At 61.2% G+C, this 20,273-nt stretch carries 12 protein-coding genes; 6 read left to right on the plus strand and 6 right to left on the minus strand.

The window, feature by feature from the left end; all coding sequences use genetic code 11:
• Nucleotides 1-22 precede the first annotated feature (22 nt).
• Nucleotides 23-832, minus strand: coding sequence for a M57 family metalloprotease (locus BMZ66_RS10585; protein ID WP_092672239.1), 810 nt, complete (start codon nt 830-832; stop codon nt 23-25).
• 167 nt (nt 833-999) lie between these two features.
• Entirely contained in the window at nt 1,000-1,818 is an 819-nt protein-coding gene (locus tag BMZ66_RS10590) for a M57 family metalloprotease (protein WP_092672242.1), read from the minus strand.
• Nucleotides 1,819-2,205: 387 nt separating this feature from the next.
• Here BMZ66_RS10590 and BMZ66_RS10595 point away from each other — a divergent pair, with 387 nt between their 5' ends.
• Together BMZ66_RS10595 and BMZ66_RS10600 are read left to right on the plus strand one after the other, a co-directional pair.
• A complete protein-coding gene (locus BMZ66_RS10595) occupies nt 2,206-3,987 on the plus strand; it encodes a PSP1 domain-containing protein (RefSeq protein ID WP_092672245.1) in 1,782 nt (593 codons plus the stop codon).
• A gap of 148 nt (nt 3,988-4,135) precedes the next feature.
• Nucleotides 4,136-4,603: a gliding motility lipoprotein GldH gene (locus tag BMZ66_RS10600; protein WP_234795057.1), complete on the plus strand. Its 468-nt coding sequence runs from the start codon at nt 4,136-4,138 to the stop codon at nt 4,601-4,603.
• Between the two features lie 120 nt (nt 4,604-4,723).
• On the opposite strand, the gene BMZ66_RS10605 is transcribed toward BMZ66_RS10600, so the two are convergent.
• Nucleotides 4,724-4,918, minus strand: coding sequence for a cold-shock protein (locus BMZ66_RS10605; RefSeq protein WP_068189689.1), 195 nt, complete (start codon nt 4,916-4,918; stop codon nt 4,724-4,726).
• A 242-nt stretch (nt 4,919-5,160) separates the two neighbouring features.
• Between BMZ66_RS10605 and BMZ66_RS10610 the strand changes: the two genes are divergently transcribed.
• Nucleotides 5,161-6,486 carry a hypothetical protein gene (locus BMZ66_RS10610; protein WP_092672251.1) on the plus strand — a complete coding sequence of 442 codons (1,326 nt, stop codon included), beginning with the start codon at nt 5,161-5,163 and terminating at the stop codon, nt 6,484-6,486.
• A 77-nt stretch (nt 6,487-6,563) separates the two neighbouring features.
• Here BMZ66_RS10610 and BMZ66_RS10615 read toward each other — a convergent pair whose 3' ends face one another.
• Nucleotides 6,564-8,894, minus strand: a complete 2,331-nt coding sequence (locus BMZ66_RS10615) for a M1 family metallopeptidase (protein ID WP_143080148.1) — start codon at nt 8,892-8,894, stop codon at nt 6,564-6,566.
• A 345-nt stretch (nt 8,895-9,239) separates the two neighbouring features.
• On the opposite strand from BMZ66_RS10615, the gene BMZ66_RS10620 reads away from it, so the two are divergent.
• Nucleotides 9,240-9,836, plus strand: coding sequence for a DinB family protein (locus tag BMZ66_RS10620; RefSeq protein ID WP_092672254.1), 597 nt, complete (start codon nt 9,240-9,242; stop codon nt 9,834-9,836).
• Nucleotides 9,837-10,100: 264 nt separating this feature from the next.
• On the opposite strand, the gene BMZ66_RS10625 is transcribed toward BMZ66_RS10620, so the two are convergent.
• On the minus strand, nt 10,101-10,904 hold the full coding sequence (locus BMZ66_RS10625; protein WP_092672257.1) for an outer membrane beta-barrel protein: 804 nt from the start codon (nt 10,902-10,904) through the stop codon (nt 10,101-10,103).
• 194 nt (nt 10,905-11,098) lie between these two features.
• On the opposite strand from BMZ66_RS10625, the gene BMZ66_RS10630 reads away from it, so the two are divergent.
• Nucleotides 11,099-17,302 (plus strand): alpha-2-macroglobulin family protein, encoded by a 6,204-nt coding sequence (locus BMZ66_RS10630; RefSeq protein ID WP_092672260.1) that lies wholly within the window; start codon nt 11,099-11,101, stop codon nt 17,300-17,302.
• A gap of 130 nt (nt 17,303-17,432) precedes the next feature.
• Nucleotides 17,433-18,137 carry a hypothetical protein gene (locus BMZ66_RS10635; protein ID WP_092672263.1) on the plus strand — a complete coding sequence of 235 codons (705 nt, stop codon included), beginning with the start codon at nt 17,433-17,435 and terminating at the stop codon, nt 18,135-18,137.
• 336 nt (nt 18,138-18,473) lie between these two features.
• On the opposite strand, the gene BMZ66_RS10640 is transcribed toward BMZ66_RS10635, so the two are convergent.
• Nucleotides 18,474-20,024, minus strand: coding sequence for a family 43 glycosylhydrolase (locus tag BMZ66_RS10640; protein WP_177204684.1), 1,551 nt, complete (start codon nt 20,022-20,024; stop codon nt 18,474-18,476).
• Between the last annotated feature and the right edge of the window lie 249 nt (nt 20,025-20,273).

Consider the following 20,273-nt stretch of genomic DNA (forward strand, 5'->3'; position numbering starts at 1 on the left):
TTTGTTGCACATGCGGGAGCGGCTAGTACAGCGCGTTCAACGCAATTTTGTCGTTGGCATTGAAAGGCCGGTCCACGCCCGAACCGATGCAAGCGAGCATAAACGAGTTGGGGTCGGCAGCGGCGGGCGTGCCCGGAATCAGGATGGCACCCACGGTGCTGGCGCCTTCGTTGCTGGTCGAGCCACCGCAGCTGTAGCTCCGGTCCATGTAGTCGGTGTGGCGGAAGCCGATGCAGTGACCGATTTCGTGGGCCAGAATAGTGGCGATGTACGTGCTGGGATTAGCCGTGCCGATGGCCTTGGAGTTAATCAGGACTTGGTTGTGGGGATTGCCGGCGCTGGTGGGGAAGCCCGCCGACGCCAGATAGCGGGCGCTTTTGGGCGCTTGGGCCAGCGTGATTTCACCGCCAGACGTCACGCGCGTCATCTTCATCAGCAGGTTCTCGGCGTTGAAACGGCGAATGGCCTCGTCGGTCGCGGTAACATAGGCAGTGGGCAAAGCCGTGGAAACCGTCACGGTGATGGTGCGGCCCGAACCCACGTTGACCAGATTGGTGGTGCGGTACTGCTCTTCCGCGCCCACGCGCATCAGCTGGACGGGAGCGGGGTTGGCCAAGTTGTCATTGCTGAGGAAGATGTCGCCTTCCACCACATAGCCGCCTTCAACGGCCATGGCGCCTTGGGCAGTGAAGCCCAGCTGTTTGATTTGGGCCAATACCTCCGACGTTACCTCGTCGGATTTGGTGACTGATTCGGTTTCTTTCGAACACGAGGAAAAAGCGAGTGCCGAAGCGAGGCACAAGCCAGCACTAAGTAGTTTTCTGGTTAGCATGAGCGTGATGAAAAAGAGTGAAAATGGTGGGATTGCAAAGCCGAGCGGCTGTACTTTTTTCGACCGCGCCGGTAGATGATTTATTAAGGATTAAGCTAAAAGACCCCGGCTTTGTGGGGCCGGGGTCTTTTATCATCAATGGGTTGCTGTGCTGGTACTGGCGTCGGCTAGTACACGTAGCGCAGGGCGGTTACATCGCTCGAAGTGAACGGACGGTTTTGGCCGCTGCCTACGCAAGCCAGCATCCACGAGCCGGCGCTGGCCGTGGTGGGCGTGCCGGGGATGTGGATAGCGCCCACGGTGCTAGCGCCTTCGTTGGTGAAAGCACCGCCGCAGCTGTAGCTCCGGTCCATGTAGTCGGTGTGGCGGAAGCCGATGCAGTGACCTACTTCGTGAGCCAGGATGGTGGCGATGTAGGTGCTGGCGTTAGCCGTGCCAATGGCGCCCACGTTCACCAGAACTTGGTTGTAGGGGTTGCCGCCGGAAGGGAAGCCCGCCGAAGCCAGGTAGCTGGCGCCCGTTGGCGAAGGATTGAGCACAATGCTGCCGCCCGAGGTAACGCGGGTAAAGCGGATGAGCAGGCCCTGGGCATTGTAGCGGCGAATGAGCTCGTCGGTAGCCGTGACGTAAGCCGAAGGCAGCGCAGTAGACACGCGAATGGAAACCGTGCGGCCCGAGCCTACGCTCACCAGGTTGCTGGTGCGGTACTGCTCCTGGTCGCCCACGCGCAGCATTTGGTAGTCGGGCTTGCTGGCCAGGTTTTCGTCGGTAATCACAATATCGCCTTCAACAAGGTAGCCGCCGTCGACGCGCTGGATGTCCTGGGTGGTGAGGCCCATGTCCTTGATTTGCGAGATTACGGTTTGGGAAATGCTAGCTTCCTGGGTTGCGGGTGCTACAGCTTCCTGCTCTTTTGAACAAGAGAAAAGTGTCAACGCCGAAGCGGAGCACAAGAAGGCGGTGGACAGTACATTTTTGATTTTCATATGCTGTTGGTGGATTGTGTGTGGTGGTAGGTAAAGGTTTTTTTGAGAGTATGGACGCAATTAGAGGATAATTAATATGAACAACAATAGAAATTAAGTGAAACATTAAAAATATTTCAAAGTACGCGTGTGTATGCCTATTGCTGGCTGTTGTGAATATGTTGATAATGCCGAATTGCCAAAATCTTACACCAATCTCAACAAAGTGCCAACGGTGCTGAGGCGGCGCACTGTTTAAGGTTAGGGTTTGTTTCCTTCATCAAGGCAACATTGCCTTACTTAGCAGGGCTCTAATGAGCCGGCACCCCCTAATCGATTTTCGTATCTTTGCTAGGAACCGAATTTTCGTGGAAATTTTATTTCCCTCAACTATATATTTTTTAGCTAGTGGCTTGTTCATCATGTTCTTCCGGCGGGGGCTGCGGCACCAAGCCGGGCGGCTGCAAATCCAACGGGGGCTGTAGCACCGGAGGCTGCAACCGCCTCAATGTATTCGATTGGTTACAGGACGTAGAAGTCCCGGATTCCTTTGCCGGGTTTGATATCGTAGAAGTCCGCTTTAAGGGCGGCCGTAAAGAGTTTATGCGCAACGCCGAGCGCCTGCCGCTCGTGACCGGCGACGCCGTAGTAGTAGATGCCGCCGGCAGCGGCTGGCACCTGGGCCACGTGAGCCTGAAGGGCGAGTTGGTGCGCCTGCAAATGCGCAAGAAGAAAGTGCCCACCGACTCCAAGGAAATTCGCAACATTCTGCGCATTGCCACGCCCGATGATGTGGAGCGCTGGGAGGCCGTGCGCGACCTCGAGAACGGCACCATGTTCCGGGCCCGCGCCATGGTGGGCGAGCTGCGCCTGCGCATGAAGCTGAGCGACGTGGAATACCAGGCCGACCGCACCCGCGCCCTGTTCTATTACTCGGCCGAAGACCGGGTCGACTTCCGGGAGCTGATTCGCCGCTTGGCCGACGAGTTCCGGGTGCGCGTGGAGATGCGCCAGATATCGCTGCGCCAAGAGGCCGGCCGCATTGGCGGCATTGGCGTGTGCGGCCGCGAGCTGTGCTGCTCCACTTGGCTGCAGGACTTCAAAACCGTGAGTACCACGGCCGCCCGCTACCAAAACCTGAGCCTAAACCCGCAGAAGCTGGCCGGCCAGTGCGGCCGCCTCAAGTGCTGCCTCAACTACGAGCTCGACGCCTACCTCGACGCACTCAAGGATATTCCGCAGGTGCAGCGCCCGTTGCAAACGGCTCGGGGCGAGGCATTTCTGCAGAAAACCGACATCTTCCGTCGCCGCATGTGGTTTGCCTTCAAAGGCGACAACAACTGGGTGATGCTCGACACGTCCCGCGTGCGCGAGCTGCTGGAAATGAACAAGCGCGGCGAGAAAATTGAGAGCCTGCTGCCGCCCCGCGAAGAAGAGCCCGAGCCCGAAGTGTCGGCCATTGTGGAAGGCTCGCTCGACCGCCTGGACGACAAAATCAAGTCGAGCAGCAAGCGCTCCAAGCGCAAGAAAAGCCGTGGCGAAGGCGATGCGACCGAGGCCCGCGCCCCACGCGAAAGCCGCGAGATGCGGGAACCACGCGAGCCCCGTGCTGCTGTTGCCGAGAATGGCACCGAGCCCCGCGAAACCCGTGAGCCCCGGGAAGCGCGCCCACCCCGGGAGCCCCGCGAGGGCCGGATGCCCCGCGACGGCCGCCGCCCCGCGGGCGCCCCTCCCGGCGGCCCGCGCCCACCCGAGCAAATGACCAGCCCCGGCCCCGCCGACATCGATAATCCGGTGCCCGCCCTGGGCGACGTGCCCGAGCAGCGCGGCCGCCGTGGCGCCGCCGCCCGCCCCCTAAACCGCCGCGGCGGCCGGAACCGGAGCGACGCCCCTCGCCCCGAAGGCACCGAGCCCCGGCCCGAACCGAAGGAAGGCGCTGCGCCTTCTGGCCGCAATCGCCGTCCGGAAGGCCCCCGCCGCCCCGATGCCAACGCTGCCGGTGGCCCGCCCCGCCCCGCCGCTGAAGGTGGTGCTGAACCGCGCCCCCGCCGCGAACCCGGCGAGCGCCGTGCCGAAGGCGGCGAGCGCCGCGAAGGCCGTGGCGGCCGCAGCAACCGCCGCGGTGGGCGCGGGCCAGCCGGCGAAGGCGGAGCTCCGTCGGCCCCGGCGCCTGCTCCTGCCGGCGCTTAGGCCTCGGTTTGTTTTTTAATGCCAATCAAGTAGTTAGCTGGCAGCGAAGTAATGCCGCCGATGGGAAACCATCGGCGTGGCATTACTTCGCTGCCAGTTGATTATTCACCCCCGTTTACCTGCGATGTACCAGCGTTTTGCACTCCGATTGACCACAGCCATCGGGCTACTGGGCCTGCTCACGGCCTGCGACCCTAACCGGGTATTTGAGCAAAACATTGACTTCCCGAACGACTCCTGGGACGTGCAGCAAAAGCCTGCCTTCACCTTTGCCATCGAGGACACGACCGCCACTTACGACGTGTACTTCAGCGTGCGGCACGCCTCGGCCTATGGGTTCTACAATCTCTACGTGAAGCATACCCTAACGGGCCCCGCGGGCCGGGTTGGGCAGCCCCTGCTGCACCAAATGCTGCTGCTGGACCCCAAAACCGGCGAGCCCAAAGGCAGCGGCACCGGCGACATCTACGACATTCAGATACTGGCCCTGCCCAACCAGCGCTTCACTAAACCCGGCGAGTACACCCTGACGCTGGAACAATACATGCGCCAGGCTCAGCTGCCAGGCCTCATGGCCATGGGCGTGCGCGTGGCCAAGCACTCGGATAAAAAGTAAGCATTGAGCAGACGAAAAAAGCCGGCTTCGCATTGCGCGGAGCCGGCTTTTTTCGTCTGTATATTTTGCTTTCGCTCAGGCTGCGAGAAGGGCGGCTGCCTGTTTGGAATGGGTGGCTGCTTATTGCAGGCGGGTAACGTCGACGGCGTTAGGGCCTTTCTTGCCGGCTTTGATGTTGAATTGGACCCGGTCGCCTTCCTGAATTTCGTGGATGAGGCCGGTCTGGTGCACAAATATTTCTTCTTGGTTGTCGTCGGCGACGATGAAGCCAAAACCTTTGGTGTCGTCGAAAAACTTAACGGTGCCGGTAAGCATAAGCGGTTGGAGGGGGTAAAAATGGATATGGCCTTGAACTAACGCACCTAACGAGCCGCAGGTTGGCGGCGTGCGGCCCAGGCGAGGAGTACGCAGCCGGGCAAAGGTAAAATTCCTGCGGCGAATGACTTCCGCACTACGGAGCAGGTTGGCTTTGGCCAGGGCAAAGGCGAACAACGGGTTGGGGCGCGCGTATAGACGAGGAGTCTATCCTTTCACCGATTCTAATTCCCGCCCCTGCCATGAAAAATGAGGAAACAAACCTGAACACCGAATCCAACGACATTGCGGGCAACCGCATCGACGGGCCGGTAGGCAACACCGCTGCCCGGCCTACCCAGCCCGGCGCCGGCACGGGAATCCCCGGCGGCCCCCCGGCCCAAAACACCGCGGGTAGCCCTGACATCAGCAGCCCCGATGCCCCGGCGTCCAGCGAGTCGTTGGTAGATTCGGAAATGGGTGCCGGCAATGGGGCCATTGATGCCGATGGCGAGGAGCAAGAAAACAAGGAAGCCAACCCCGACGACCTGAAGCCCACCGATACCTACGGCGGCAACTTCAGCAACAGCACCCAGGGCAGCTACAACGACCGGGAGCGCCGCGAAAACCAAAACAGCGACCCCAGCCGCGGCGAGTTTGGGGCTCAGGACCTGGGCGGCACCACCCAAGGCGGCTACGGCAATCAGAACCGCATTATCAACTACCAGCCCCGCGGCTCGGCCGAAGACCAGTACTACGGCGGCGCCGGCCGCCCGGGCCTGCAAGACAACTCCTACCGCGCCTACGATGGCGGCAACGAGCGGTCGGACAACCGCGCCAACTACGCCTACGAGCAAGGCACCGCTACTGCCGGCACCTCCGGCCGTGCGGCCGATGATGGCCAGCTCCGCGGGACCAATTACGACGGCCCGAGCGGCGACAACCGCAATCAGCCCGACCGCGGCGATGCCAACAGCGCCTTCCAGGTCGACAATGGCTCGGCCCCGAGCAGCCGCGACAGTGGCTTTGCCGATGATTATGGCCATACCTCTCTGCGCGGCGAAGGTGCCGGCAACGTGGGCGCCGCCTCCCAGGCCACCGGTCAAAGCGGCGCTGAGCACCGTAACCAGACCGAAGAGTATCGGCCGCAGCAAACTGGCGTTGACAAGCAAGGCCACCGCGAAGAGCAGCACCCCGGCTATTCCACCAACGACCCCGAAGTAGCTGACCAGCGCGGCCAACGCCCTGCTAGCAGCATGGGTTACGCCGACCGCGGCCGCGAGCAGCCCCGTCAAACTCCTGACTTCCAGACCGGCAACGACCGCAACGGCTACGTGCAGGGCAATGGCGGCGACGCCTCGCAGGGCATGGGCTCAAAAGGCGGCTCCTACAACGACGCCTACGACGACAGCGAGCCCGGCAGCAACCTCGGCTCGCCCGCCCAGGGCGACCAGCGCATCGAAGACCGGGCCCAGAACTATGGCCAGGCCGCTCGCAAAGAAAACCGCAGCGCCGAAGGCGATGATGACGCGGCCGACCACGGTGCCCCGCGTCGCAACGCCGGCCGCGACGACCAAGCCGACGAGTAACCGAACCCGTTTAACACAGAAAAGGCCCGCCAATTGCTTGGCGGGCCTTTTCTGTGTTAGGCAGAAGTTGGAAAATGCTACTTGCCGCTTGCTTTTTGGGCCTGCTGCATGGGGTTCTGGGGAGCCTGCTGCTGCTGCTGGAAGAGCTCGAAGCGGGAGGCGGCGGCCTGGCGGGGGAAGGCGTTGTTGCTCAGGTCCGTGTCGGCCGTCTGCTGGAAGGGGTCGAGCACGAAAGAAACCACGGGCTGCTTGGTGACGATAATCTTGCTGACCTGCGCGTTGTTCTTGCGCCAGATTTCGGCCGGGATGGTCTGGATTTCGGTCGACTGGTCGGCGTAGGTGAGCTGGACGATGACGGGCATCACCAGGCCGCCGACGTTGCGCAGGCTCAGCTCGTAAAAGTGCTGCTGCTGGCCCAGGCGCTGGCGCTGCTCGGGGCTGAGGCCGCCCAGGTAGGCGGTGTAGCGCTGCTGGTCGGCGGGCGTGACGGCCAGCGGGTTGTACTGGTTATAAAAGTCCTTGAGCTCGGGCTTCTCATCCACGAGCGTGCTCGTCAAGGCCGTGGCGTTGCGCTGGGCCGAGATGGAAGGAGCCGCCGCCGCTTGCAGCTGTTGCTGGCGGGCCTTCTCCACGGCCGGGTCGCCGGTGCTCGGGGTGTAGTACTTCACGCATTCCAAGGCCAGGTCAGAGCGGTCGGTGGTGTAGAACCAGCCGCGCCAGAACCAGTCCAGGTCCACGGCCGAGGCGTCTTCCATGGTGCGGAAGAAGTCGGCCGGGGTGGGGTGCTTGTAGGCCCAGCGCTGGGCGTAGGTCTTGAAAGCATGGTCGAAGAGCTCGCGCCCCATCACCGTCTCGCGCAGGATGTTCAGCGCCGTAGCCGGCTTGGCGTAGGCATTATTGCCGAACTGCAACACCGACTCCGAGTTGGTCATAATCGGCGTTTGCAGGCTCTTGTCCGTCCGCATGTATTCCACGATGTTCTTGGGTTCGCCGCGGCGCGAGGGATAGTTGCGCTCCCACTCTTGCTCGGTGAGGTACTGCATGAAGGAGTTCAGTCCCTCATCCATCCACGACCATTGCCGCTCGTCGGAGTTCACAATCATGGGGAAGAAGTTGTGCCCCACTTCGTGGGTTATCACGCCAATCATGGCATACTTGGTCTGGGCCGAATAGGTGCCGTCCTTCTCAGGACGGCCGCCGTTGAAGCAAATCATCGGATACTCCATGCCGAAGATGGGACCGTGCACCGAGATGGCGACGGGGTACTCGTAGGGGATGGTGTACTTCGAATAGGTCTTGATGGTGTGAGCCACCACCTCGGTCGAGTACTGGCCCCAGAGAGGGTTGCCTTCCTTGGGGTAGTACGACATGCACAGCACGGGCTTGCCGTTTTGCTTAATCTGCATGGCGTCCCAGATGAACTTGCGCGAGGAAGTCCAGGCGAAGTCGCGCACATTCTTGGCCGCGTAAGTCCACGTTTTGGTGCCGGTGGCGCGCTTGCTTTCCGCCTGCACGGCCTCGGCTTGGCTCACGATGAGCACCGGCTTCTTAGCAGTTTTGGCTTGCTCCAGGCGCTGGCGCTGCGTGGCCGAAAGCACTTGGGAAGGGTTTTGCAAAGTGCCAGTGGCGCCCACCACGTGGTCGGCGGGCGCGGTGATGCTGACCTTATAGTCGCCAAAGGGCAGCGTAAACTCGCCGCCGCCGAGGAATTGCTTGTGCTGCCAGCCCTGGTTGTCGGAGTACACGGCCATGCGCGGGTAAAACTGCGCGATTTCGTAGAGGTAGTTCTTGTCCTCCGGGAAATACTCGTAGCCGTTCCGCCGAACCTGCTGGCCGTTGATGTTATAGCGCCACTTCACGTTGAAGGCGAACGACTGGCCGGGGCGCAGGGGCGTGGGCAAGTCCACGCGCATCATGGTGTAGTTCGTTACCGTCTTGAGGGCCTTACCGTCTTTGCCCGTCACGCTTTCAATCTTGAAGCCGCCGTCGAAGTCTGAAACCAGGCTTTCGATGGCGTTGAACGTCATGCGGTCTTGCAGCTGGCTTACTTCCGTGGTCGCGGTAATGGAGTTTTTCTCCAGCACGTTCTGGTCGAGCTGTACCCAGAGGTAGGGCAGCACGTCGGGCGAGAGATTGGTGTAGGTGATGGTCTCGCGGCCGGTCAGGGTCTGCTTGGTGTCGTCGAGCGTAACCTGGATGTCGTAGTCGGCCCGCTGCTGCCAGTAGTCTTTGCCCGGGGCGCCGCTGGCCGTGCGGTAGCTATTGGGGGTAGGCAGCACGGTTTCGAGCTGCGCAAATTTGTCGGTGCCCGAGTTGGTGGTTTGAGCCTGCAGCGCCAAGGGCGACAGCAGCCCCAGCAACAAAGCCGTAACGCCGCGACGCGGCGAGGAGAATAAGCGAATTAGCATGAAGCAAATTTATTCAATAAATACGTCTGCCTGGCCATTCAAACCATCAGCGTAGTTGTTGAATAAGTTCGAGTGCCGAAGCGAATCGAGGGCCAGCGCAGTCAAGCTCAAGCATCCTGCTCGTTTCGCCTGTCATGCTGAGGGTGCGAGCTGGGACGCAGCCAGAAAAAAAGCCGCCGACAGGCCCAGCGCCAGTGCACCAGAATACCCAAAGCGTTGTTTTAACACGCAGCCAAGATGCCGAACCACAACCAATTGCCGAGCTTCTAAATCCTCTTACAAGCGGTTGGATGGTTATAATCAGTTGCTAAATTGTATGTTTATGGCTTGTTAGCCCTCGCGCCTATGCCTGCTGTCGTCCGCGCCACCTCCGACTTCTTCGACCAGCTGACCAACGACCTGCTGGCATTACGGGTTCTGGCACAGCAGCGCTTTCGTCCCCTGAGCGCCGAAGAGCTAAACCGTCGGCCCAGTCCAAGCCGCTGGAGTGCAGGCCAGTGCCTCGAGCACCTCAACATTGTGGGCGGCTACTACCTGCCCAGCATAGCCAAGCGCATCGCCAAGGCCCAGGCCCGCGGCTCCAAGCCCACGCCCACCCTGAAGCAAGGCTTTTTTGGCCGCCGTTTTGTGGACGCCATGCGTACGCCGGCCAGCGAAAAAACCTACACCACGCCCCAGCGCTATGCCCCCACCGGCACGCGCCTGCCCCGCACCGTGGCCGAGGTATTCAGCCGCCAGCTCGATGAATTACTGCGCCTGGTGCTGCTGGCCCGGCAGGTGAACGCCAACGCCGTGCTCATCCCCAACGCCGTGTTTCCGCTGCTACTCCTGCGCCTAGCCGACCAGCTCGAGTTTTTGGTGGTGCACATCCAGCGGCACGTAGCGCAGGCCGAAGCCGTGCTCGCCGGCAATGCCGTTAGCGACAAAGCCTCGGCAGCGTAGCGGGCTGTTTAGTAGGCGAATCGTTGCTCCGGTCCGCCCGCCCTAGGCGGGCCGACCGGTTGAAGAATGCACCGCCTGGCTTTAATGACAACCGGTCGGCCCGCCTAGGGCGGGCGGACCGGAGCAACGTCTCCTTTGCAGAGAACTTCCTTAACAACGTATTAAGGATCAGTCTACTAAGAGTGTCCTCATCAAAAAAACCGCCCCGATAGATTCGGAGCGGTTTTTTTGCGATAGATGAAGACTTCTAATCAAGCAGCAGGACTACTTGCCGCCGAAGAAGTAGTTAGCCGACACCTGAAAAGAACGGTTGTAGATTTCGCCGCCAGTGTCGTTGCCATCGGGGTCGTTGGGAGAAATGTTGATGAGACCCAGCCCGTACCCTGCCTGGAGCTGATACGCTCCCAGCCGGTAGCCAACGCCCGCGTTGAGGCCGGCGTCGAAGCGGCGGAAGGTGGCAATAACGTTTGGGGTGGAGTTAAAACCTCCGCCGAAGCCATTGTTCAGTTGGTCGTTGGGGTTCTGCCGGTCGCCGTACTCAATGGTGAGGCCGATGGGAAATGAGTTGGCCGCGCCAATATTTACAAGGTTGGGGTCGGTGCTGGTGATGGCCAGTCTGCTGGAGCCGGTGCCGCCCACGCCAAATGCCACGTAAGGCCCCGCGAACAGCTGCAAGCCGTGGTCGCCTTCGGACGTGTACACCAGGTTCAGGGGTACTTCCAGGTAGGCGAGCTTGGGCGTGGCGGTGTAGGTAACGGTGGTGGTGTAGGGAGGATTGGAGCTGTCGGAACCCGAAAACTTGAGCTGCGACCCTTTCCGGCTGAAAAGCACCGAGGGCTGAAGCGCCAACTTGCCGAAGCTTATGTTGGCCGTGCCGCCAACTTGCACGCCGGTGATGTAGTTGGCCTCGCTGGAAAGCCCGACCGGAATGTCGCCGTACTTATAGGAGAAATTCGAAACGTTCAGACCCAAGCGGGCCCCGAAGCTCACGGCCGTTTGGGCGTGGGCGGTGGGAGCGGCGGCAACCAAGCCGGCCGCGAGGCAACATGCAGATAAAAGGTTTTTCATGCGTGGTAAAAGAAGTAAAAGTGGGTAGGTTAGGTAAAGTGTATGACTTTGATAATCCGGGCAAAAGTACGGGGCGAAACCAGCTGGCCAATCAGTGCCAGCCCTTGCAATAAATTAATTTAAATCGGGGCTGTCTATGCAATAAAAGCGGGTCCGGCATCTTTAAGTCGCCGCTCCACTGCTGCGCTTTGTTTATGCGTCTATTCCTTTTTGTCTGCCTGTTGATAACGATGATTTTCAGCCCTGATTCGGCCGCCCCCACGCCGCCCGACCCCTACGTGGCCCAATGGAAGAAGATTGACGCGCTGCTGGCCAAAAGCCAGACCACCACGGCCGCCCCGCTGGTGGAAGCCATTTACCAGAGCGCCCGCAAGGCGCAGCACACGCCCGCCTACGTGCGCGCCCTGCTCTACAAAATTCGGCTGCTGCAAGCCAAGGAGGAAGACGAAACCGAAAAGGGCATCGCCCTGCTGGAAACCGAGCTGAAAACCGCCACCTTCCCGGCCCGGCCCATCGTGCACTCGCTGCTGGCCGAGCTGTATACCACCTACCTCAACCACAACCGCTACCGTCTCTACCAGCGCACTGCCGGGGCCAGCGCTACCACCGGCCCTACCGCCAGCGCCGACGCCGGCACCGGCCTCGCCACCTGGGACATGGGCAAGCTGGGCGCTGCCATCGTGCGGCACTACTATCAGTCGGTAGAAGATGAGCCGCAGCGCCAGCTCGACGTTTCGCTGGCTACCCTTGGCGACCTGGCCGCGGGGGGGGATACCGAGGGCCGGGCCCTGCGCCCTTCGCTGTACGACCTGCTGGCCCACCGCGCCATCGAGGGCCTCCAGAATCAGGAGCTGTACGTGACCCGGCCCGAGCAGCAATTTCAGCCCACTGAGCCCAAGCTCTTTGGCACAGCCGCGGAGTTCGCTGCCCTGCGCCTGCTCGCGCCCGAGGCCGATTCGCTCAACGGGCAATTGCACGCGCTGCACCTGCTACAGCGCCTCACGGCCTCGCGCCAGCAACTAACTCCGCCAAACAAGGAAGCCCTGGCCGATGTGGATTTGCAGCGCATCGACTACCTGCGCAGCATCACCCAAAACACCGACCTGGCCGACCAATACGAGCCGGCGCTCGTTCGCATGGCCGCCACCTACCAAGGCTTGCCCATCAGCACGCAGTTCATTGCCCGTCGTGCCGAGCTGCTGCGCGAAACCAACCCCGTAGCCGCCGTAGCCCTAACGCGGGAAGCCGAAGCCCGGTTTCCAAAGTCACGCGGGGCGGCCCGGGCGCGGCAGCTGCGCGCTGAAATCGAGCAGCCGGAGTTGTCGCTGTCGGCGGCCGAAATGGTGGTGCCGGGCCAGCCCTGGCGGTTCGATGTGAAGGTGCGCAACATAAATGGCCTGCACGCCTGGGCTTATAGGCTGACCCTGAAAGAGTGGGAAAGCTTTGGAAAAATGCAGTACGGTCGCCCGCGGGATGTGGCGGCTTATAACGCCCGCATTCGAAAGGCTACGGAAGTGGCGGCCTGGACCATTCCGGTAGTGCCTCAGCCCAAAGAGTACAGAGAGCAGCAAGTGGCCGCTACCGGTGCTGCCCTGCCCATCGGCTACTACCTGATTGCCATTAGCAGCCAAAGCACCGATGTTACCCATCCCACGCCCCAAAGCGCTACTTCTTATGTTCTGGTGGGGGCTAGTGAGCTGAGCGTGGTAAATCGATTTAGCCCTGCTACGGGTGCTGCCCAGATGCTGTTTTTGCAGCGCCAGAGCGGCGCTCCGCTTTCGGGCGTGAAAGTTCGCGGGACCTTCAACCGTTTCAACCCTATACAACGCAAGCACATCAGCCGTGCCAGCGAGCTGCGTACCACCGGTGCCACGGGCGAGGTTGAGTTGCCCGCCCCAGCTTCGGCAGTTGATAATGCAGGCGAGGAAAGGCTGATTTCAGCCCGTGCCTGGCGGGGCGCCGATACGCTGCTGGTAGAGGGCGTGGGCGGATATTACCCCGGCCAGTACCCAGAGCGAACTGAAACAACCTGCTTTCTCTTCACCGACCGTGCCATCTATCGGCCAGGCCAAACGGTCTATTTCAAGGGCATCTTAGTGGAAAGAAAAGGCGGCCAGACCAAGCTGCTGACACGTGAAGAGCAGGACGTGGAGCTGAACGACGTGAACGGCCAGACGGTGCAGACGCTGAAGTTTGTAACCAATAGCTACGGCTCTTTCAACGGCTCTTTTGTGCTGCCCAGTGGCCTGCTCAACGGGGAGTTTACGCTGCAGGCCGATGACGGCGAGCTGCGCTTTGCGGTGGAAGATTACAAGCGGCCCACCTTCTTCGTCGCGCTCGACTCGGTGCCCGGTCGGCTTCAGTTGGGCCAACCCCTGACCATGGGCGGCCGCGTCCAGGCCTATTCCGGGCAAGCCACTGATGCCGCGACGGTAAGCTACCGCGTCACGCGCCGCGAGCTGTGGCCCATGTTTGACTTCGGCTTCCGCCCGGGCATGTACCCGCCCGGCCGCGGCAGCAGCCAGGAAATTGCCCACGGCGCCGCCACCACCGACGCGGCGGGCCGCTTCAGTGTCACGTTTACGCCGCCGCTGGTGCCTAAAGTGCCGGGCCGGGGCCGCACGGGCCGTCCCGATTGGGAGCCAGGTTATCTATTTGAAGTAGTGGCCGACGTGACGGATGCGGCCGGCGAAACCCGCACCGGCACGCGCAGCTTTCCCATCGGTCGCAACCCGTTGGGGCTGCGCCTAGCGGGCCCGCAGCAGGCCAATAAGCAGCAGCTGCCCACCTTCACGCTGCTGGCCACCAATGCCACCGGTGAGCCCATGGTGGCAGCTGGCACCTTGCGCCTGCTGGCCCGGCGCTACCGCCCCAACCCGCCCGGCGTGCCCGGTCCAGTGCTCGAAACTCCCGAGAACGAGGCCGCGCCGGAACTGATAAGCACCGTGCCCTTTGACACGAAACCTGGCTCTAACCTCGATTTGGCTGCCGCGTTGACGGCGCTGCCAGCTGGCCGCTACCTGCTCGAAGCCCAAGCGGCTGGTCCCGATTCGGCTCGGGCCCGCCACAACTTCACGCTTTTCGACTCGAATGCTGCCACGGTTCCCTATTCCACCCCCGATTGGTTTGTGTCGCTATCCGAACGTGTAGCGCCGGGGCAGCCAGCCAGTATTTTGCTTGGCAGCAGCGAGGCTGGGGCGCGCATTCTGGTTCAGTCCGAGCGCAACGGCAAGCTTCTATATAAAGAATGGTTGACGCTGAAGGCCGGGGAGCAGCGCCGGTTGGCCCTTGCGAGCGGGCCGGCAACTGCTTCGGGACCGATGCACATTCACACTATTCAGGTTCGCGATAATCAACTCTACTGCCACGAAGCGGTGGTGCAAGTGGCAGAAGAACCGCAGCCATTAAAGCTCGACATCAGCACCTTCCGCGATAAGCTCCGGCCCGGTCAGAATGAGACTTGGCGCGTGACCATTCGCCAAGCCAACGGCAAGGCGGCCAATGCCGAACTGCTGGCCACGCTCTACGACCAAAGCCTGGATATTTTCCGGCCGCACCAGTTTGGAACACTGCGCTTAGAAGCTGGCCACTCTCAGCCGCACTTTGGGTGGCAAGGCTACTTTGGGCAGGCCCACTGGCTGGGAACCACGGGCCGAAATGCCAGCAGTTTGGGAGAGGAGTCCATTCAATATCCGCTGCTTAATACTTGGTCAGCCTTTGGTGGGGGCATAGAGCGCCAGCTTGCCGGCCGGGTGGCAGGCGTGCGGATAAGGGGAGCGGCTGGTGGGGCGCCCGCGCCCGTGATGATGGAGGAGGTTGCGGATTCACAGTCTCTCAACGAAGTGGTGGTGACAGGATTTGGCATGGGCAACCAAAAGCGAAGTGACATGACCGGCTCGCTGACTACCACCAGCCCGGCCGTGGACCTGTCGGCGGTGCAGGCCCGCACCGACTTCCGCGAAATCGCCTTCTGGCAACCCGCCCTGCACACGGACCGCAACGGCGATATCGTGCTCGAATTTCAAATGCCAGAAGCCGTGACGCGCTGGCAGCTGCTGGCCCTGGCCCACGACAAAGACCTGCATACCGGCCAACTGGCCCGGCAGCTCGTCACCCAAAAGGAAATCCAGATTACGCCCAACGCGCCGCGCTTCTTCCGTCAGGGCGACACCTTCACTTTTACCGCCAAATTCTCGAACCTGACCGCCCAGCCGGTAAGTGGCACGACGCAGCTTTTTCTGCTCGACACTGCCACTGGTCAGGACATCACCAGCCAGCTTCTGAAAGGCAATGCCCAGCAGCCCGCCGTAGCTGCCGCCAACCAAAGCGCGGCCTTGGGTTGGGAAATCAGCCTGCCAGCTGATTTCGCGCCGGTGGCCGTGACCTACCGAGTGGTTGCCAGCGCTACGTCGTCGGCGGCAGGTGCCGAGAAACTCACCAGTCAGCAAAAGAAACAAGCCAAACGAAAGAACAAAAAGGGCCAGGAAATCGACAACCAACAACTAACGTCCACTTTCACCGACGGCGAGGAAAACACCTTGCCCGTGCTGCCCAACCGCGTGCTCGTTACCGAGAGCCTGCCGCTGCCCATAGTGGGCCCTGGCACCCGCACCTTCGAGCTCAGCAAGCTCACCAGTACCAGCAGCCCCACGCGCCGCAACTACTCGCTTACGCTGGAAATGACGGCTAACCCCGCCTGGTACGCCGTGCAAAGCCTGCCCTACCTGATGGAGTACCCTTACGAGTGTTCCGAGCAAATTTTCAGCCGCCTCTACGCCAACCTACTCGCGGCCCAGATTCTCAAGTCCAACCCGCGCTTCAAAACCATGCTGGCCGAGTGGGCGCGCCAGGCCCAGAGCGGCACGGCGGCCCAGAAAAACGCCCTAGCCAGCAAACTGGCTCAAAACGAAGACTTGAAAAACCTGCTGCTGCAGGAAACGCCCTGGGTGCGCGATGCCCAAGGCGAAACCGAGCGGCAGGCCCGCCTCACCGAGCTATTCGACGCCACCCGCCTGCAGGGCGAGACTAGCCGCGCCCTGCTCAAGCTGCAGAGCATGCAGCTGCCCGGCGGCGGTTTTCCCTGGTTTGAGAAGATGCCCGAAGACCGGTACATCACCCAGCTCATTGTGGCCGGGTTCGGGAAGCTGAAAAAACTAGGAGCCTTCGATGCCAGCGCCGACCCGGTGGGCCGCCAGGTACTGCAAGAGGCCCTGCAGTACCTGGATGGCAGCCTGGCCCGCGACTACGCCACGCTGCGCAAGCAGAAAAACGTGAAGCTGGCCGTCAACCACCTCCGCGACCTGCACATTCAGGCATTGTACGCCCGCAGCTTCTGGCCGCAACTGGCCGAGGCTCCAACTTCCAAAACGGCGCACGCCTACTACCGCGGGCAAGCTGCCACCTTCTGGCCTGACCAGACGCGCTACCTCCAGGCCCAGGTGGCGCTGGCGCTATTTCGCGAAAGCAAAGCCGCTCCAGCCGCCCGGGAAATTCTGCGCGCCCTCGCCGAAAACGCCCTCCACTCGCCCGAACTGGGCATGTACTGGAAGGAAGTGCGCGGCGGCTACTACTGGCGCGAAGCCCCCACCGAAACCCAGGCCACGCTCATCGAAGCCTTCCACGAGGTGCGCAACGACCAGAAATCGGTGGATGAAATGAAGCTATGGCTGCTCAAGCAAAAGCAGACCCACCACTGGGAAAGCACCCGCGCCACCGCCGACGCCTGCTACGCCCTGCTGCTGCGCGGTTCCGACTGGCTTGCCCCCACCCAGCCGCTGAAAATGACCGTGGGCAGCGAAACGATATGGCCCGAAGCCCAGGCGGGCACCGGCTACTTCAAAGCAAGCTGGCCGGCGGCCGAAGTGCGGCCCGCCCAGGGCAAGGTCACCATTGCCAAGACTGATGCCGGCGTGTCCTGGGGCGCCCTCTACTGGCAGTACTTTGAAGAGCTGGACAAGCTGATGCCCGCCGCCACCCCGCTCAGCCTGGAGCGCCAGCTCTACCGCGAAACGCGCACGGCCAGTGGCACGGCACTGGAAAAGGTGAGCGCCACCACGCCGCTCAAAGTAGGCGAGGCCTTGGTGGTGCGCCTGGTGCTGCGCACAGACCACGCCCTCGAATACGTGCATTTGAAAGACCAGCGCGCCGCCGGGCTCGAGCCCATTGCCCAAACCAGCGGCTACCGCTACCAGAACGGATTGGGCTATTACGAGTCGCCGCGCGACGCCGCTACCAACTTCTTTCTGGGGGCCGTGCCCCGTGGCACGCACGTGTTTGAGTACCGTTTGCGCGCTGCTCAAGCGGGCGATTTTTCGGGTGGTTTGAGCGAGGTGCAGTGCCTGTATGCCCCCGAGTTTCGGGCCCATTCGGCGGGTTTACGACTGAGGATGACTCGGTGAGCCGGCTATCAGGTAAAATATGCTGTTGGATGGTCTCAGGGCCCTTCTGGTCCTCTAAAATGGTCATGGCCTTGGATTTAAAAGGGGAGGGCCGTAGTTTTGTCTTACGTCGGGTTTATTACAATCATCTATGAAGCATCTATTTGTCCTTTTTTCGCTGCTCCTCACCTGGAGTAGTGCCCAAGCTCAAAGCGAGAAGCAAACCCCTGTTACGAAGCTGCCAGGCGAAGAAAACCTGAGCGTGCGCGAACGTGCCGAACGGGATTTTCTAATGCCCGTACGGCGCAAAAAGATGGTGGCAGTAGAGGCTGCCAAAGCCAACGCTGAGGAGAGCACCGCCTCCCCCGAATCGGACGCTACCGCTCGCTACAGCGAGTCGGCTGAGGAATCCAGTTCGGCTCCGGCGCGCACCACCCGCAGCTACGAGGCCCGCAACACGGCCCGCCTCGCTGCCCGCCGCGAAGAAGCCCGCGCCGAGGCTCGGGCCGAAGCCCGCGCCGAAGCCCGCCGGGCTGCTCGCCGCCATTCGTCGCGCAGCAGCAGCAAGAGCTCCAAATCAAAAAGCCACAGCAAATCCGAGTCGCACAGCACCAAAACGAAGACCAAAAGCAAATCGGGAGCCAGCAAGTCTAAATCCGGCAAAAGCAGCGAGTCCAAGCACAGCGCCAAAAAGAGCACTTCCAAAAAAGGAAGCGCCTCGAAAAGCGAATCCAAAAAGAGCAAATCTTCGGCTAAAAAGTCAAGCTCAAAAAGCGGCTCTTCTAAAAGCAGCGCCTCGAAGAAAAGCACGCCTTCGAAGTCAACTTCCAAAAGCAAATCCAAGCGCCGCCGCTAGTCGCGCCATCAACTGAAAAGTCAAACAGCAACGCCTGACACTACTAGTGTCAGGCGTTGCTGTTTTTAGGTAGTAGCGCGACCGTGCCTGGCAGGGACTCTGTAGTTCGCGTGCCCGTGCCGCGTGGGTATCGTTCAGGGACGCGAACTACAGAGTCCCTGCCGGGCACGGTCGCGCTACTGCTCACAACAGCCAAGTAAAGCAGCCCCGTGCGCACTTGCTGGGAGTAGTCAAGTTTTTAAATATCCTGGTTATTCCTATTGCTTATTCTATTGCACATAAAAAAGGCAGGCCACCCGAAGGGGTGGCCTGCCTTTGTCAAATCACTGCAAACGACTAGCGCTTGTTGCGAATGATAAAGTTGTTGAAAACGGCGCTGCTGCCTTCTTCTCCTTGGGCCACTAGGCCCACGCGCACGCCGCGGTCCCAAGGCGGGAGGTACGTACCGTTGAGGCTGAAGCTTTCGGTGGGGAGAGGCTGCCAGGAGGCGCCATCGGTGCTGTAGGCGAAGCGGTAGCGCTGGCCGCCCCACACCTCCAGGCGGAGGGTGATGGTATCGCACGGGTCGACGAATACCTGCACCAGCGACTGCTGCTTGCCGCTCTTCACGTGCCAGATTTGCACCTGCCCATTTCCGGCCATGATGGCCAGGGCATTGTAGGGGTCGCCGATGGCGGCTAGGCCTGCAAACGTGTCCTCGGGAAGTTTAGCAAATTCCAGGGTGGTAGCCGCTTTGTAAGTGGCCACATTAGAGCGGCGGGCCACCATAGCGCCAAGGCGCGAAGGGTTGGCTCCGAGGTGCAGCTGGCCGGCGCGAACGCTAGTTTTAGGCTGCTGCCAAATGGGCCACTGCCATTCCAGGCCCAGCCGGTCGCCCTCAAACTCTTCGGCAACGTTGAAGCGGGCCACATCGGTGAGGGGAGCGGCCTGGGGGCTGCGGCGCTCAAACTCGGGCCAGCCTTCTTCGTTCCAGGTGAACTCGCTCAGCAGGCCCTGGCGACCTACGAACTCGTGGCTCTCGGCCAGGTAGGCGTGGTGCAGCAGAAACCAGCGGCCGTCCATTTGGGTAACGGTGCCGTGGCCGGGGCATTTCCAGGTAGTGTTGCGGTCGAGGATGGGGTTCTGGTCGTACTTCTCCCAGGGGCCGAGCAAGGCCTTGGAGCGGGCCACACCAGTCGCGTAGTTGCAGCTCTTGCCGCAGCAGCTGTTGCCGGCGTAGAACATGTAGAAGTAACCGTTGTGGTGCACCAGGGCCGAGCCCTCCACAAGGGGGCCTTCCCACTTCACATCGTTGGTAAACAGCTCAGTGGCTTCGCCGATGAGGGCGGTGCGGTCGGCGTTGAGGAGCTGGGCCCAGATGGGGGTGTCCTGGTGGCAGGAGTTGCCGTCTTCTTTCCAGATGAGGTAGAGGTCGCCGTTTTCATCGGGCATCGCAAAGCCGTCGATGGAGCCGGCCTCCTGGCCTACCAGGGGGCCGTGGTCGGTGTAGGGGCCCTCGGGGTGGTCGGCGCTGGCTACGGCCACGCACAGCATGCCGCCTTTTTTGCGGGCGGTGTAATACATATAGGTACGGCCGTTTTCATAGTGAAACTCGGGCGCCCAGAAGTTGGAACTGGCCCAGTCGGGCAGTTTCTCGGGAAAAACGTGCGAAACCAGCTTCCAGTCGAGCAGGTTTTGGGAGCTAAAGATTGGGAAAACGGCACCCCACTCAGCCGAGGTGGCGCTGGCATAGTAAGTGTCGCCAATTTTGGTGACGGTAGGGTCAGGGAAGTCGCCGGGCAGCACCACATGGTCGTAGGAGTGGCGGGCGGGGGAGGGGGCAACCTCGGGCGAAACGCCGAGGGCGATGGGGCCTAATGGGGCCGCCAATTCTAGTTCGATTGACACGGTGGGATGTGAAAAAAGGATAGACAGGAAAGCAACCCGTAGCGCGGCTTCGCTTCCATATTTGAAAGGTACGCTAATGAATTTGATACTATAACGAAAACTGTGATTTTTTTTGGATGAACCAACCAAAGTAACCGGCGAACGTAGCCATATGCTAGACGAATGCCTTCGGAATAAATACGTAGAAATTTAGGCCGTAAAGAGGCCTAAATAAGCAGAATAAGCTATGTTTGAGATTGGGTGTTGCCG

The organism is Hymenobacter arizonensis (assembly GCF_900115775.1).
GTDB classification, from domain to species: Bacteria; Bacteroidota; Bacteroidia; order Cytophagales; family Hymenobacteraceae; genus Hymenobacter; species Hymenobacter arizonensis.

Excerpts from the sequence above, each read along its gene's own strand:
- BMZ66_RS10625 (WP_092672257.1), bottom strand. The coding sequence starts at position 10,904 with ATGAAAAACCTTTTATCTGCATGTTGCCTCGCGGCCGGCTTGGTTGCC.
- BMZ66_RS10610 (WP_092672251.1), top strand. The coding sequence starts at position 5,161 with ATGAAAAATGAGGAAACAAACCTGAACACCGAATCCAACGACATTGCG.
- BMZ66_RS10585 (WP_092672239.1), bottom strand. The coding sequence starts at position 832 with ATGCTAACCAGAAAACTACTTAGTGCTGGCTTGTGCCTCGCTTCGGCA.
- BMZ66_RS10605 (WP_068189689.1), bottom strand. The coding sequence starts at position 4,918 with ATGCTTACCGGCACCGTTAAGTTTTTCGACGACACCAAAGGTTTTGGC.
- BMZ66_RS10635 (WP_092672263.1), top strand. The coding sequence starts at position 17,433 with ATGAAGCATCTATTTGTCCTTTTTTCGCTGCTCCTCACCTGGAGTAGT.
- BMZ66_RS10615 (WP_143080148.1), bottom strand. The coding sequence starts at position 8,894 with ATGCTAATTCGCTTATTCTCCTCGCCGCGTCGCGGCGTTACGGCTTTG.
- BMZ66_RS10590 (WP_092672242.1), bottom strand. The coding sequence starts at position 1,818 with ATGAAAATCAAAAATGTACTGTCCACCGCCTTCTTGTGCTCCGCTTCG.
- BMZ66_RS10620 (WP_092672254.1), top strand. The coding sequence starts at position 9,240 with ATGCCTGCTGTCGTCCGCGCCACCTCCGACTTCTTCGACCAGCTGACC.
- BMZ66_RS10630 (WP_092672260.1), top strand. The coding sequence starts at position 11,099 with ATGCGTCTATTCCTTTTTGTCTGCCTGTTGATAACGATGATTTTCAGC.